Consider the following 12,815-nt stretch of genomic DNA (forward strand, 5'->3'; position numbering starts at 1 on the left):
GACCCGTAGGAGCGACCTGCGTACTACGGAGGTGAAAATGGCAGACACAATACAAGAGGCCGTAACCCTCGCACTCGACGATGCGCCCGAGCGGAACTTCCGCGAGACCGTGGACATCGCGATCAACCTGCGAGACCTCGACCTCAACGATCCGTCGAACCGTATCGACGAGTCCGTCGTGCTGCCGGCTGGAACAGGGCAGGAGACACAGATCGTCGTCTTCGCGGAGGGCGAAACCGCCGTCCGCGCAGAGGAGGTCGCTGACGAAGTGCTCGACAGCGACGACCTCGAAGACCTCGGAGACGACGACGACCGCGCAAAGGACCTCGCCGACGACACCGACTTCTTCGTCGCCGAGGCCAACCTGATGCAGGACATCGGTCGGTACCTCGGTACCGTCCTCGGTCCGCGCGGGAAGATGCCTACCCCACTACAGCCGGACGACGACGTCGTCGAGACCGTCAACCGGATGAAGAACACGGTGCAGCTCCGGTCGCGCGACCGGCGCACGTTCCACACCCGCGTCGGCGCCGAGGACATGGGCGCCGACGCGATCTCGGACAACATCGACGTCATCATCCGGCGACTCGAAGCGAACCTCGAGAAGGGCCCGCTCAACATCGACGGGATCTACGTGAAGACCACGATGGGTCCCGCGAAGGAGGTGCCCGTATGAGCTCGGTCCGCAAGACCGAGACGATCCCCGAGTGGAAGCGGGAGGAGGTCGACGAGCTCGTCGAGTTCATCGACTCCTACCAGTCCGTCGGGATCGTCGGCGTGTCCGGCATCCCGAGCCGGCAGCTCCAGGCCATGCGCCGGGAGCTCCACGGCTCGGCCGCCGTCCGCATGAGCCGCAACACGCTCACGAACCGGGCGCTCGAGGAGGTCGGCGACGGCGTCGAGGCGCTGACGGAGTACGTCAGCGGCCAGGTGGCGCTCGTCGGCACCAACGACAACCCGTTCGGCCTCTTCAAGCAGCTCGAAGCCTCGAAGACCCCCGCCCCGATCAACGCGGGCGAGGTGGCCCCCAACGACATCGTGATCCCCGAGGGCGACACCGGCGTCGACCCGGGGCCGTTCGTCGGCGAGCTCCAGACCGTGGGCGCGGCCGCCCGCATCATGGACGGCTCGATCAAGGTGACCGAGGACTCGACCGTGCTGGAGGAGGGCGAGGTCGTCGACGACGACCTCGCGAACGTCCTCGTCGAGCTCGGCATCGAGCCCAAGGAGGTCGGCCTCGACCTGAAGGCCGTCTACTCCGAGGGCGTGCTGTTCGAGCCCGACGAGCTCGAACTCGACGTCGACGAGTACGAGGCGGACATCCGGTCCGCCGCGGCCGCCGCGCGCAACCTCTCGATCAACGCCGCGTACCCGACGGCCGCCACCGCCGGCGCCCTCATCGCGAAGGCGTCCGGCGAGGCGAAGTCCGTCGGCCTGTTCGCGGAGATCGAGAGCCCGGACGTCGTGCCCGACCTGATCGGGAAGGCCGACGCCCAGCTCCGCGCGCTCGCGGCGCAGATCGACGACGAGGAGGCGCTCCCCGAGGAGCTCCAGGGCGTCGAGGCCGCGCCGGCCGCGGAGCCGGCGACGGACGACGCCGACGAGGAAGAGGAACAGGCGGACGACAACACGGAAGACGCCGAGGAGGCCGACGACGACGCCGACGACGACGACGGCGACGACGGCGGCGAAGGACTCGGCGCGATGTTCGGATAACACGAGGTACACACCAATGGAATACGTTTACGCTGCGCTCATCCTGAACGAGACTGGCGAAGAGATCAACGAAGACAACGTCACCGGCGTGCTGGAAGCCGCCGGCGTCGACGTCGAGGAGTCCCGCGTCAAGGCGCTCGTCGCCGCGCTGGAGGACGTCGACATCGAGGAGGCCATCGAGACGGCCGCCGCGGCCCCGGCCGCCGGCGCGTCCGCCGGTGGCGCCGCCGACGCCGACGCCGCCGACGAGGCGGACGACGACGAGGACGAGGCCGACGAGGCCGACGCCGCCGACGAGGCGGACGACGACGACGAGGACGAGGGCGACGGCGGCGAAGGGCTCGGCGAGCTCTTCGGCTGAGCCGGCGCGCGACTCCCTCGACGCCGACCGCGTCGACCCGCACCGATTTTTTCGCGACGAGCCGCTATCCGGAGTGATAACGCCGGCCGCGATTTTATATATCGATCTCGGGAACGGGGAGGCGATGAAGATCGTCGACGGCGACAAGGCGGAGTGCGACCGGTGCGAGTCGGTGTTCCCGCTCGCTGACGTCTCCCTGCTGGAGAAGGAGACCAACCGCGACTACGAGCGGGTGTTGTGCGACGACTGTCTCGGGGTCGTCGGCGTTCCGCAGGGGTACACCCTGCGGCGGGACATCACGCACCTCGCGACGTGAGCGGCGGGCGGGGCGCCCATCGAAGTCCTTTTTTAGCGGCGACGGGAAGCCGCGAACATGGAAATCGATGCGGAGTTCCGTCGGCAGATCGCGGTCTCGCTGGCGGCGGCCGCGGTGTTCATCGTCGGGCTGGTCGCCATCGGGGTCACCTTCGGCGGGTCGGCGGTCCTCCCGGAGGCGGGGGCGATCGCGCTCGTCGCGCTCCTGGCCGGGTTCGTCCTGCTGATGGCCGGCGTCGGGACGTTCCTGATGCGGGCGAACGGCGGCTCGTAAGGCCGTCGAGCCGCCGCGGTCCGTTACTTCTGCCGTCGCGTTCGGTTCGCCGCGCTCACGCCGCTTCCGTCCCGTCCGTCTCTCGGTCCGCCCGCCAGTCGGTCACCTCGTCGGCCGCGGCCACCCGGGTCTCGTAGTACGAGAGCGGGTCGGCCGCGACCTGCATGTGGTCGTCCTCGTTGTGGCAGATCCCGTAGTTCGCGAGCGTCTCGCAGGTCGGCGGGGGGTACTGGGTCCCGCGGTCGTCGGTGAGGAACTCCGTCTGGTAGCGGATCCCCTCGGCGTCGAGGCTCGTGTCGGCGCAGAAGGCGACGACCTCGTCGGGCGTCATGCCGATGCCGACGAGGAACGCCATCAGCGCGAACGACTCGGCCGCGGAGAGCGCGGCGTCGCGCTCCGCCTTCTCGATCAGGTTCGTCATACACGGCGGGAACAGCGCGGGGGCGACGACGTCCGGCGGCTCGGCGTACGTCCGCTCGGAGAGCAGCCGCCGGAGGTCGGCGACGCGCGATTCCAAGGCCGCGGCGATCTCCTCGTCGGCGCCGAGTTCGAAGGGGAGCCCCTCGGCGACCCGCGCCTCAACGGCGGCCTCCAGCGCCGCGAGCAGCTCCTCGCGGGAGACCCGCACCGCGCCGTCGGCGAGCGCCCGGTTGACCAGCCGCCACGAGTCGCCCCACTCGGGGGAGGTGAGCCGGAGGTACGGGCCGACGTCGATCCGGTAGCTGTCGGGGTCGCGGCCGGCCCCGCCGCCCGTCGCGGCCCCCGCGCCGCGGGCGCCGGCGGGCGCGGTCGCGTCCGGTCGCACGGCGTCGGCGAGGTCGAACTCGGCGAGCAGGTCGTCGAGCGCGACCGTCGCGGCCGACACGGAGCGCAGTTCGTCGTCGGTCTCTAAGTCGCGGCGGACCCGCTCCATGGCGGTCGCCGCCTCCGCGGCGGCGTACTTCTCGATGGCGGGGTCGGAGTCGAGCAGCGAGACGAGGATCCGCGCGATGGGGTACGAGAGCAGCTCCGCCTGGGTGTCGTACGCGGACTCGCCGGGGAACGCGCCGCTCTCGGAGGCGACGGTCCCCTCGAGGAGGGCGCGTTCGACGCGCTCGCGGGCGCGGTCGACCGCCGGGGCGTCGGTCGCGACGAGCTCCGGCAGCGACACCGCGGCCGACGCGACCGCCTCGCGGGCGCTCGCGAAGAACGGGTACTTGGCGTCGAGCGCGTCCATGTCGCTCAGAGGTAGTGAAGGCCGGCGAATAAGCGGTGCGGTCCGCGGTCGCGCCGCGGGCGGGACGGCGGTCGGACCGCGGGCGCCTCGCCGCGGGACCGAGAGCTACTCTTCCGGCTCCTCGACGGCCGCGCCCGGCGCGTTCGACTTGACGCTGTTGAGGCCCTGCTTCGCCTTCTGCTTGGAGGCGTACCCCTGGCCGCTGTCGGCGATGATGTTGCCGTTGTCGTGGCGCAGCCGCCAGCGGTACTCGTCGGCCTTGTCGCGGAACAGCTCGAACACGGCGTTGCTGCCGCCCACCTCGGGCGCCTCCTCGTCGCGCGAGACGTCGATGACGTGCGCGCCCGCCGCGTTCCGCTGGACGCTCTCGATGCCGGAGCTGGCGTCGCGCTTGTCGGCGTACCCCTCGCCGCCGTCGGCGATGATGTTGCCGTTGTCGTGGCGGAGCCGCCAGCGGAACTTGTCGGCCTTGTCGGTATACAGCTCGAACGTCGCCTTGCTCGCGCTCGCGTCCTCGTCGACGGCGACCTCCTCCTCGGGCCACTCCACCTCTATCTCGAAGTGGACCGTGCCGTCCTCCCGTTCGAGTTCGACCTCGACGTCGCCGGCCCCGGCCGCGTCGACCGTCACCGTCCCGTCCTCGTCGACCGGCACGGGTTCGCCGCGACCGAGCGCGCGGGCGATCCGGCGGAGGTACGTGGCCAGCCCCTGTCGGGTCCGCGACCGGCTCGACTCGTGGATTGTCTCTTCCGTCATCGAAGATACTGTCTCACGGACGAAACAAAAGCGTATGGCCCGCTTCGAACGGCCGACGCGGCGACCGCGTCGCGACGCGGCGGCGCTACCCGTCGTCGCTCGGGCGCTCCGCGATGATCGTCTCGCCCGCGCGGACGCCGTCGCCCTCGACGACGAGCAGGTCCTCGCGGCCCACGTCCGCGGGCAGCACCACGTCGGCGCGGGAGCCGAACGAGACGTGCCCGACGCGGTCGCCGCGCTCGACGCGGTCCCCCGGCTCGACCGACGGGTGGATCCGCCGGGCGAACCAGCCCGCGATGACGAGCAGCTCGTACTCCCCGAAGTCGATCGCGACCTGCTCGTTGCGGTCCGACTCCTTGTCGAACGCCGGGCGGTTCGCGCCGGGCCGGTGGCGGACCTCGCGCACCTCACCCGCGAGCGGCGCGCGGTTCACGTGCACGTCGGTGACGTTCATGAACACGCCGACGCGCAGCCGCGAGCCCTCCTCGCGGACCACGGAGACGGTGCCGTCGGCCGGGGAGACGACCGTCCCGTCGCCCCTCGGCGGGTCGCGCGCCGGGTCGCGGTGGAACCAGAGGACCCCGACGGCGAGCGCGACGAGCGCGACGCCGACGGGCGGGACGAACGGCAGCGCGACGGCGCCCGCGAGCGCGGGGACGAGCGCCAGGTCCCACGCGGCGTCGACGACCGGGAAGGGGAGCAGCCGCGAGAGCGGCGGGCGGCGGGTCACGACGCCGCCTCCGCGTCCCGGAGCTCGGGGGAGAGCTCGGTCCGCCCCGCCGCCCACGCCGCGAGCAGGTGGACGAGGTGGGTCGTGTCGTGGAGCCCGTCGGACATGTCGAGGTCGGCCTCGCCAGCGAGCGCGTGGAGCCGCGCGAGGTCGTCGCCGCCGTACTCGGAGCCGGCGCGGGCGACGCGGAGCGTCTCGCGGAGCAGCTCCTGCCCGTCGTACCCCTCGTCGAGCAGGTCGTCGAGCGCCGAGCGGGCGTCCTTCAGGTCGCCGGCGCGGGCGTCGGCGAGCGCCCCGCGGATCGCGTCGTCGTCGCCCACGTCGCCGAGCGTCTCGTAGGCGGTCGACATGGTGATCTCGCCGCCCTCGACCGCGGTCGCCTGCGCCGAGAGGATCGCCTCCCGGAGGTCGCCGCCGGCCGCGCTGGCGACGAACTCCAGCCCGTCGCCGTCGTAGTCGACGCCCTCGCGCTCGCAGATCGCTTCGAGGACGTCTATCGTCTCGTCGGTGGTCGGCGAGCGGACGCGGACCGGGAAGCAGCGCGACCGGATCGGGGCGATGAGCTTCGAGGGCTGGCGGGTCGCGATCACGAACTGGGTGGTGCGGTGGTGCTTCTCCATCACGCGGCGCAGCGCCTGCTGGAAGTCCTCGCGGATCGCCTCCGCGTTGTCTAACAGGACCGTCTTGTACTCGCCGGACATCGGCGCGTACGACGCGGACTCCTTCAGCACGCGGTTTATCATGTCGCGTTTCGCCATCGAGCTCCGCCCCGCGAGGAACCCCTCGAACCGCGGGTCGGTCCGGATCTCCTTTTTCGTCCGGTCGAAGAAGTCGGCGACGTTGATCTCGATCAGGTCGGCGTCCGGGTCGGCGTGCGACGCCTCGGCGAGCGCGCGCGCCGCCGCCGTCTTCCCGACCCCCGGCGGCCCCTGAACGACGAGGTTCATCGGCTCGTCGACGGCCCGACGCAGGCGGTCGCGGGCCTCGTCCTGCCGGATCTCGTCGAGGTCGGGCGCGTGCGTGTCTGTCCACAGCGGTCCGTCCATGCCGTGTGGGTCCGGGCCGGGCGGTCAAGAATCGGTCGGTCGCGGCGCCGCGCCGCCCCCCTACCGTCGCCGGGCGCGTTCGACCGCGCGGCCCCAGAGGTACGCGGCCACGAGGAGGCCGTACGCGAGGACGAACGTCCCGAAAAGCGGGCCCGCGCGCGAGACGGTGAACAGCGCGCCGCCGACGCCGACGGCGGCGACGAGCGCGGTGAAGCCGAGGGTCCAGCCGAAGAAGTAGGCGGCGTGGCCGGCGACGGGCCGGAGGGCGCCCGGGGAGAAGGCCCGGCGGAGCGACCCCTCCCGACCGTAGGTGATCAGCGAGACGGGCGCGAGGTACGTGCCGAGGACGCCGACGAAGAGGACGGCCGTCGAGCCGGCGAGGATGCGGCCGACCGGCGCGTTCGCGCCGGGGTCGAGCGTGACGACCCCGTAGAGCGTCACGAGGAGGGCCGCGAACGGGACCCCGAGGAACACCAGGCAGACGGCCGTCCCGCCGAGCGACCGGCGGAGGAGCGTCCGGCCGTCGGCGAGGAAGGGCGGCATCGAGTCGCCCCGCTCGCTGGCGGTCAGCACGCGGACGAGGTAGCCGACGACCGGCAGCGCCGGGAGGACCGGCACGACGACGGCCAGCGCGAACAGCAGCCAGACGGCGAGGAGGGGCCGCTCCCGGGCGTCGCCGGCGACCGGATACGTGACGGCGGCGGTCGAGGGGCGCATGCGTACGCCCATCCGCCGGACCGTAGTATGCCCGTCGGTCCGTCGCCGTCCGACCGGACGTAAAGAACTCCGATTACGACGGGGGCGACGTGCGAATAGATACTTCAAAAATAGTTCTCAAAGAATGAGTAAGTATATATGGCAATCATCCATTGTACACCGTGAAGTACCATGACAGACCAAGACAAGCGGTTATCGCGGCGACACTTCGTCGGAGCGACGGGGGCGGCGACGCTCGCGGGGCTCGCCGGCTGTTCCGGCGGCGGCGACGGCGGCGACGGCGGCGACGGCGGAAGCGGCAACACGCTCGAAGTTCTTCACGCGTGGACCGGCGGCGACGGCGCCCGCGCGGCGGAGGCGCTCGTCACCGCCTTCGACGAGGCGCACCCGGACGTCGAACACGAGTTCAACCCGATCGGCGGCGGCGGGAACCAGAACCTCGACGCGGTCGTCGCGAACCGGCTCCAGAACGGCGACCCGCCGAGCTCGTTCGCGAACTGGCCCGGCCCGAACCTCCAGCGGTACGAGGGCGTGCTGGGCGAGGTCGGCGACATCTGGGAGTCCGAGGGCTTCGCGGACGTGATGGTGGACGAGGCGGTCGACCTCCACCAGTACAACGGCGCCTATCGGGGCGTCCCCCTCGGCTCGCACCGCCTGAACTGCCTGTTCTACAACACCTCGGTCGTCGAGGAGGCGGGGGTCGACCCCGACTCGCTGACGAGCGTCTCGGCGCTCATCGACGCGCTGGAGACGGTCCAGAGCGAGACCGACGCGATCCCGATGACCCACGGCGCGAGCGGTACCTGGACGACGACTCAGCTGTTCGCCTCGACGATGCTCGGGCAGGAAGGGTACGACGCGTACATGAGCTTCATCGACGGGAGCCCGGACGAGGCGGCCGTCCGCGCGACCTTCGAGTCGCTCGCCGAGATCCTCGGGAACTACATCAACGAGGACGCCTCCTCGATCGGACTCACGGAGTCCAACCAGAACATCATCGAGGGGAACGCGGCGTTCATCCACCAGGGTAACTGGGCCGCCGGGGCCTACCGGAACGCCGAGGACTTCAACTACAACGAGGACTGGGGCTTCAAGACGTACCCCGGCTCGGAGAACATGTACATGCTCCACTTCGACTCGTTCCTGTACCCGTCGGACAACCCGAGTCCGGAGGCGACCGAGACGTTCCTCTCGTTCGTCGGGAGCGAGGCGGCGCAGGTCGCGTTCAACCAGTACAAGGGCTCGATCCCGACGCGGACCGACGTCGACATGAGCGAGTTCGGGCCGTACCTCCAGGAGACGCAGCAGGACTTCGCGGAGGCCGAGGAGCGGCCGCCGAACCTCCAGCACGGGCTCGGCGTCCCCTCGGAGACCATGACGGCGCTGAACGAAGTGATCTCCAGCGAGTTCTCCGGACCGTACAACGTCGACGCCGCCACGCAGGGCTTCGTCGACGCGGTCTCTAACTGACACCGGTCCTCGATGCGACCGGATTTTAGCGGTTTCGGCACACGACGACCCACATGACACGGAACACTGACACCGGCGACGAGAGTGGCGACGCGGTCACGGACGGCGGCGTCGCCGAGGAGCGCGGCGGGTCCGGGTTCAGTCCGATCGACGCGCTGAACGAGCGCTTCGGCAGCGACTTCGTCGAGTCCTCGCAGTTCTGGCTGCCGCCGTTCCTGCTGGTCGGCCTCTTCGTCTACGGGGCGATCATCTGGAACCTCCTGATCTCGCTGACCGACTTCACCGGCTTCGGAACCCCGGACTACGGCGACTTGGACCTCGAGATGTACAGCCGCGCGCTCGCCGACAGCGGGTTCGTCGACGCCGCGATCAACACCTTCATTCTGCTCGTCGGGTTCACCCTGGTAACGCTCGCGATCGGGCTCGGACTGGCGATCCTGATAGACCGGAACATCCGGTTCGAGAACACGTTCCGGACGATCTACCTGTTGCCGATGAGCCTCTCGTTCGTGGTCACCGCCCAGTTCTGGGCGTGGATGTTCAACTTCAACAACGGGGTCATCAACATCGTCATCACGTCGCTCGGCTTCGGCCGAGTCAACTGGATCGGTAACCCCGACATCGTCCTCTGGGCGGTGATGTTCGCGCTGATGTGGCAGTTCGCGGGGTACGCGATGGTCGTGTTCCTCGCGGGCCTGCGGGCCATTCCGAACGAGCACTACGAGGCGGCGAAGGTGGACGGCGCCTCGACGGCGCGGATGTACTGGCGCGTGATCATCCCGCAGCTGAAGGGGTCGACCATCAGCGCCTCGGTCGTCCTGATGGTGTTCGCGCTGAAGGCGTTCGACTTCCTCTACTCGCTCGTCGGCGGCTACCGACCGCCCAACGGGTCCGACATCCTCGCGACGAAGATGGTCCGCGAGGCGTACGCGAACCTGAACTGGGCGTACGCGTCGGCGATCGCCATCACCCTGTTCGTGATGACGCTCGGGATCGTCGGCCCGTACCTCTACTACCAGTACAACCGGGGGAACCTATGAACGACGACGCACGAACGGACGGCGGCACGGCATCGGCGACGGACTCCGGCGCGCCCGCGGGGGCGCTCGCGGAGGTCGACGGGTACCGGGTCCTCCTGTACCTCGGGCTCCTCGGGATCCTGGCGTTCTTCATGATCCCGATCGAGTCGGGGCTCGTCACCTCGTTCAAGACGTCGACCGGCGTCACCGGGTCGCTCCCGTTCGCGCCGCCGACGGGGAGCACGTTCACGCTGGAGAAGTGGCGCACGGCGTTCGACGCGCTCGGACGCGGCCTCATAAACAGCGCCCTGTACGCCATCCCGGCGACCGTCATCTCGGCGCTGCTCGGGAGCTTCGCGGCGTACGGCCTCACGCAGTCCAACTGGAAACAGCGGTACAAGGCGCCGGTCCTCGCGCTGTTCGTCGCGGGGATCTTCATCCCGTACCAGGCGGTGCTGGTGCCGCTCTCGCAGTTCTGGTCGATGATCCCGCTCCAGGACGCCCTCGGCTTCCTGTGGGCGCTCGGGATCAACAACGACTACACCGGGATCTTCGAACTGATCGTCACGCACGTGGCCTACGGGCTCCCGATCTGTACGGTCCTGTTCAGGTCGTACTACAAGAACATGAGCGAGGAGATGATCGAGGCCGCGCGGCTGGACGGCGCGTCCATCCGTCGGATCTACCGCCGCATCGTGCTCCCGCTCTCGGGACCGATGTTCGCGGTGGTCCTGATCTACCAGTTCACGCAGATCTGGAACGACCTCCTGTTCACCCTCGTGTTGGTCCAGACCGAATCCAGCGCGGCGGCGCCGATCGTGTTGATCCTCGCCGGGCTGGGCACGTCGCTCGAAGGACAAGACTTCGCGCTCCGCATGGCGGGCGCGTTCATCGCCGCCCTCCCGACGCTCGCGGTCTACATCGCGTTCGGCGAGGAGTTCGCCGAGGGGGTGGCGACATGAACGGCGCCGTTCGCGGGCAGCAATCCATGACTCGACAGCAACCACGCAGCCGACAGAAGGTATCGCTCTCAAACCGCCGCGCCGTTCCGCGGGGGCGATAGCATGGGGACGCTCGAACTCGACGGCGTGAGCAAGGTGTTCCCCGACGGGGACGGCGAGGTCGTCGCCGTCGACGACGTCGACATCGAGATGCGCGACGGCGAGTTCCTCGTCGTGGTCGGCCCCTCCGGCTGCGGTAAGTCGACAACCCTCCGGATGGTCGCGGGGCTGGAGACGGTGACCAGCGGCGAGATCCGACTCGCCGGGAGCGTCATCAACGACGTGAAACCCCAGCACCGCGACATCGCGATGGTGTTCCAGTCGTACGCGCTGTACCCGCACATGACGGTACAGGAGAACATGGCGTTCGGACTGGAGGAGTCGACGGACCTCTCCGACGACGAGATCGAGACGCGCGTCACCGACGCCGCGGGGACGATGGGGATCGGCGAGCTGCTGGACCGGAAACCGTCCGACCTCTCCGGCGGCCAGCAGCAGCGGGTCGCGCTCGGGCGGGCGATCGTCCGCGACCCCGAGGTGTTCCTCATGGACGAGCCGCTCAGCAACCTCGACGCCAAGCTCCGCTCCGAGATGCGGACGGAGCTCCAGCGGCTCCAGGCCGAGCTGGACGTGACGACGATGTACGTCACGCACGACCAGACCGAAGCGATGACCATGGGCGACCGGATCGCGATCCTCAACGCCGGCGAGCTCCAGCAGGTCGCGACGCCGCTGGAGTGTTACCACGAGCCGGCCAACCGGTTCGTCGCCGGGTTCATCGGGGAGCCGTCGATGAACTTCTTCGAGGTCGAGCGCGACGCCGACACCCTCCTCGGCGACGCCTTCGACTACCCGCTCTCCGAGTCCACCCTCGGCGACATCGGCGACATCACCGACCTCACGCTCGGGGTCCGGCCCGAGGACATCTCGCTGGCGGACGACCCGGCCGGCGAGCACACCTTCTCGACGGTGGTCGAGGTCGTCGAGCCGATGGGCGACGAGAACACCGTCTACCTGCGGTTCGAAGACGCGCCGGAGGGCGAGACGTTCATCGCCACCGTCGGCGGCCTCCAGCAGATCTCGGTCGGCGACGAGGTCCACGTGGAGATCCCCGAGGAAACGATCCACCTCTTCGACGGGACCACCGGCGACGCGGTCCACAACCGCGAGATCGACGAGTAGTCCCGGAGGTCTCCCTCCGCGTCGGCGGCGACGGCTGTCCCGGCGCCGTCACTCCCGGATTCGGTCCACTTCTCGCCGGACGCTCTCTCGCACTCGGTCGGCGACATCGCCGCCCGGGTCGGTGACGGTCTCGGCGTCTTCGGTCTCCAGGAGGCGGTCCAGCTTGCGCTCGAACTCCTGTTCGTCGATGTCGCCGCGCGCGTAGCGCTCGCGGAGGGCGTCGAGCGCGGGGTCGCCGGTGGCGTCCGCGCGGTCGGCGGCGTCGTCCTCGGGGACCGGCTTCGTGAGGACGTGGAAGACGGGCAGGACGATGACGAGCCCGAAGAACCACACGAGCGGGAGCCACCACCAGACGCCGGTGAGGAGCGGGGCGGCGACGCCGGCGCCGACGACGCAGAGGGCGAACACCCGCCGCCAGCGGTGGCGGAGGTTCCACGCGATCCGGCCGGGGAGTCCGGTCATGGTCGAGGCGACGCCGGCGAGGCCCAAAGCGGTTTCGTCGACCGACCCGGCGGCCGCGGCGGTGTCACTCCCGGTCGATCACGAGCCGGTCGCCGGGGCCGACGCCGTGGCGCTCGCTCCACCCGCGCGGCACTTCGAGGACGTACCGCCCCGTCCCCTCGTAGCGGGTGAGCGGCGGCGACTCCGGGGGCGCCTCGTGGACCGTCGTGACGGTCCCGTCGGCGTCGGCGAAGACGATGTCGAGCGCGAACGCCATGTCGCGCATCACGTAGGCGCGCTCGGCCGCCTCGTCGTGGACGAACAGCATCCCCTCGCCGGCGGGGAGATCGTCGGTCGCGGAGAGTCCGACGTAGCGTTTCACGAAACCGTCGGCGACGCGGACCTCGACGGTCGCGAGCGTCTCGCCCGTCTCGCCGTCGACGGCCTCGACCGTGGCGGTGTCGTACCCGGTGATGAGGAGGGCCGGGTTCGCGGCGGCGGCGCCGACGGCCGCGAGGGCGATCAGCGCGAGCGCGGCCGCGACACCGACGAGGCGGCGGTTCACGGTCGA

At 70.1% G+C, this 12,815-nt stretch carries 16 protein-coding genes; 9 read left to right on the top strand and 7 right to left on the bottom strand.

All coding sequences use genetic code 11. The annotated features are described in order from the left end of the window. Positions 1 to 37: 37 nt before the first annotated feature. From DVK05_RS09585 to DVK05_RS09605, 5 genes are all read left to right on the top strand, one after another. Positions 38 to 676 (top strand): 50S ribosomal protein L1, encoded by a 639-nt coding sequence (locus tag DVK05_RS09585; RefSeq protein ID WP_121563136.1) that lies wholly within the window; start codon positions 38 to 40, stop codon positions 674 to 676. After that, on the top strand, positions 673 to 1,716 hold the full coding sequence (locus tag DVK05_RS09590; protein ID WP_121563137.1) for a 50S ribosomal protein L10: 1,044 nt from the start codon (positions 673 to 675) through the stop codon (positions 1,714 to 1,716). Before DVK05_RS09585 ends, DVK05_RS09590 begins: the two co-directional genes overlap by 4 nt. Before the next feature lie 16 nt (positions 1,717 to 1,732). Continuing rightward, positions 1,733 to 2,077 (top strand): 50S ribosomal protein P1, encoded by a 345-nt coding sequence (rpl12p, locus tag DVK05_RS09595; RefSeq protein ID WP_121563138.1) that lies wholly within the window; start codon positions 1,733 to 1,735, stop codon positions 2,075 to 2,077. Between the two features lie 124 nt (positions 2,078 to 2,201). Next, positions 2,202 to 2,393, top strand: a complete 192-nt coding sequence (locus DVK05_RS09600; RefSeq protein ID WP_121563139.1) for a hypothetical protein — start codon at positions 2,202 to 2,204, stop codon at positions 2,391 to 2,393. Between the two features lie 57 nt (positions 2,394 to 2,450). Beyond that, the gene (locus DVK05_RS09605; protein ID WP_121563140.1) at positions 2,451 to 2,666 is read left to right on the top strand and encodes a hypothetical protein; all 216 of its coding nucleotides are present in this window, start codon (positions 2,451 to 2,453) and stop codon (positions 2,664 to 2,666) included. Between the two features lie 55 nt (positions 2,667 to 2,721). Here DVK05_RS09605 and DVK05_RS09610 read toward each other — a convergent pair whose 3' ends face one another. The 5 genes from DVK05_RS09610 to DVK05_RS09630 form a co-directional block, all read right to left on the bottom strand. Beyond that, complete coding sequence (locus DVK05_RS09610) at positions 2,722 to 3,882, bottom strand: DNA primase (RefSeq protein ID WP_121563141.1); 1,161 nt, start codon at positions 3,880 to 3,882, stop codon at positions 2,722 to 2,724. Positions 3,883 to 3,987: 105 nt separating this feature from the next. After that, positions 3,988 to 4,638, bottom strand: a complete 651-nt coding sequence (locus DVK05_RS09615; protein WP_121563142.1) for an HVO_2922 family protein — start codon at positions 4,636 to 4,638, stop codon at positions 3,988 to 3,990. Between the two features lie 85 nt (positions 4,639 to 4,723). Next, a complete protein-coding gene (locus DVK05_RS09620) occupies positions 4,724 to 5,368 on the bottom strand; it encodes a protein sorting system archaetidylserine decarboxylase (protein WP_121563143.1) in 645 nt (214 codons plus the stop codon). Beyond that, the gene (locus DVK05_RS09625; RefSeq protein WP_121563144.1) at positions 5,365 to 6,414 is read right to left on the bottom strand and encodes an AAA family ATPase; all 1,050 of its coding nucleotides are present in this window, start codon (positions 6,412 to 6,414) and stop codon (positions 5,365 to 5,367) included. Before DVK05_RS09625 ends, DVK05_RS09620 begins: the two co-directional genes overlap by 4 nt. Positions 6,415 to 6,474: 60 nt before the next feature. Continuing rightward, positions 6,475 to 7,131, bottom strand: a complete 657-nt coding sequence (locus DVK05_RS09630) for a DUF4013 domain-containing protein (RefSeq protein ID WP_121563145.1) — start codon at positions 7,129 to 7,131, stop codon at positions 6,475 to 6,477. Between the two features lie 171 nt (positions 7,132 to 7,302). Between DVK05_RS09630 and DVK05_RS09635 the strand changes: the two genes are divergently transcribed. From DVK05_RS09635 to DVK05_RS09650, 4 genes are all read left to right on the top strand, one after another. Continuing rightward, a complete protein-coding gene (locus DVK05_RS09635; RefSeq protein WP_121563146.1) occupies positions 7,303 to 8,601 on the top strand; it encodes an ABC transporter substrate-binding protein in 1,299 nt (432 codons plus the stop codon). Between the two features lie 53 nt (positions 8,602 to 8,654). Beyond that, a complete protein-coding gene (locus tag DVK05_RS09640) occupies positions 8,655 to 9,641 on the top strand; it encodes a carbohydrate ABC transporter permease (RefSeq protein ID WP_121563147.1) in 987 nt (328 codons plus the stop codon). Beyond that, positions 9,638 to 10,582 (top strand): carbohydrate ABC transporter permease, encoded by a 945-nt coding sequence (locus tag DVK05_RS09645; protein ID WP_121563148.1) that lies wholly within the window; start codon positions 9,638 to 9,640, stop codon positions 10,580 to 10,582. The genes DVK05_RS09640 and DVK05_RS09645 overlap by 4 nt, the downstream gene beginning before the upstream one ends. Before the next feature lie 102 nt (positions 10,583 to 10,684). Continuing rightward, on the top strand, positions 10,685 to 11,803 hold the full coding sequence (locus tag DVK05_RS09650; RefSeq protein WP_121563149.1) for an ABC transporter ATP-binding protein: 1,119 nt from the start codon (positions 10,685 to 10,687) through the stop codon (positions 11,801 to 11,803). A gap of 48 nt (positions 11,804 to 11,851) precedes the next feature. On the opposite strand, the gene DVK05_RS09655 is transcribed toward DVK05_RS09650, so the two are convergent. Both DVK05_RS09655 and DVK05_RS09660 read right to left on the bottom strand, forming a co-directional pair. After that, on the bottom strand, positions 11,852 to 12,265 hold the full coding sequence (locus DVK05_RS09655; protein ID WP_121563150.1) for an SHOCT domain-containing protein: 414 nt from the start codon (positions 12,263 to 12,265) through the stop codon (positions 11,852 to 11,854). Positions 12,266 to 12,329: 64 nt separating this feature from the next. Next, complete coding sequence (locus tag DVK05_RS09660; RefSeq protein WP_121563151.1) at positions 12,330 to 12,809, bottom strand: DUF192 domain-containing protein; 480 nt, start codon at positions 12,807 to 12,809, stop codon at positions 12,330 to 12,332. Between the last annotated feature and the right edge of the window lie 6 nt (positions 12,810 to 12,815).

The organism is Halorubrum sp. Atlit-8R, from assembly GCF_003666025.1.
In the GTDB taxonomy this organism is placed as follows: Archaea; Halobacteriota; Halobacteria; order Halobacteriales; family Haloferacaceae; genus Halorubrum; species Halorubrum salinarum.

Bases quoted from the DNA above. Each gene is read 5' to 3' on its own strand.
- DVK05_RS09605 (WP_121563140.1), top strand. From the start codon at position 2,451: ATGGAAATCGATGCGGAGTTCCGTCGGCAGATCGCGGTCTCGCTGGCG.
- DVK05_RS09600 (WP_121563139.1), top strand. From the start codon at position 2,202: ATGAAGATCGTCGACGGCGACAAGGCGGAGTGCGACCGGTGCGAGTCG.
- DVK05_RS09615 (WP_121563142.1), bottom strand. From the start codon at position 4,638: ATGACGGAAGAGACAATCCACGAGTCGAGCCGGTCGCGGACCCGACAG.
- rpl12p (WP_121563138.1), top strand. From the start codon at position 1,733: ATGGAATACGTTTACGCTGCGCTCATCCTGAACGAGACTGGCGAAGAG.
- DVK05_RS09585 (WP_121563136.1), top strand. From the start codon at position 38: ATGGCAGACACAATACAAGAGGCCGTAACCCTCGCACTCGACGATGCG.
- DVK05_RS09655 (WP_121563150.1), bottom strand. From the start codon at position 12,265: ATGACCGGACTCCCCGGCCGGATCGCGTGGAACCTCCGCCACCGCTGG.
- DVK05_RS09650 (WP_121563149.1), top strand. From the start codon at position 10,685: ATGGGGACGCTCGAACTCGACGGCGTGAGCAAGGTGTTCCCCGACGGG.
- DVK05_RS09630 (WP_121563145.1), bottom strand. From the start codon at position 7,131: ATGCGCCCCTCGACCGCCGCCGTCACGTATCCGGTCGCCGGCGACGCC.
- DVK05_RS09610 (WP_121563141.1), bottom strand. From the start codon at position 3,882: ATGGACGCGCTCGACGCCAAGTACCCGTTCTTCGCGAGCGCCCGCGAG.
- DVK05_RS09640 (WP_121563147.1), top strand. From the start codon at position 8,655: ATGACACGGAACACTGACACCGGCGACGAGAGTGGCGACGCGGTCACG.
- DVK05_RS09625 (WP_121563144.1), bottom strand. From the start codon at position 6,414: ATGGACGGACCGCTGTGGACAGACACGCACGCGCCCGACCTCGACGAG.
- DVK05_RS09645 (WP_121563148.1), top strand. From the start codon at position 9,638: ATGAACGACGACGCACGAACGGACGGCGGCACGGCATCGGCGACGGAC.
- DVK05_RS09635 (WP_121563146.1), top strand. From the start codon at position 7,303: ATGACAGACCAAGACAAGCGGTTATCGCGGCGACACTTCGTCGGAGCG.
- DVK05_RS09590 (WP_121563137.1), top strand. From the start codon at position 673: ATGAGCTCGGTCCGCAAGACCGAGACGATCCCCGAGTGGAAGCGGGAG.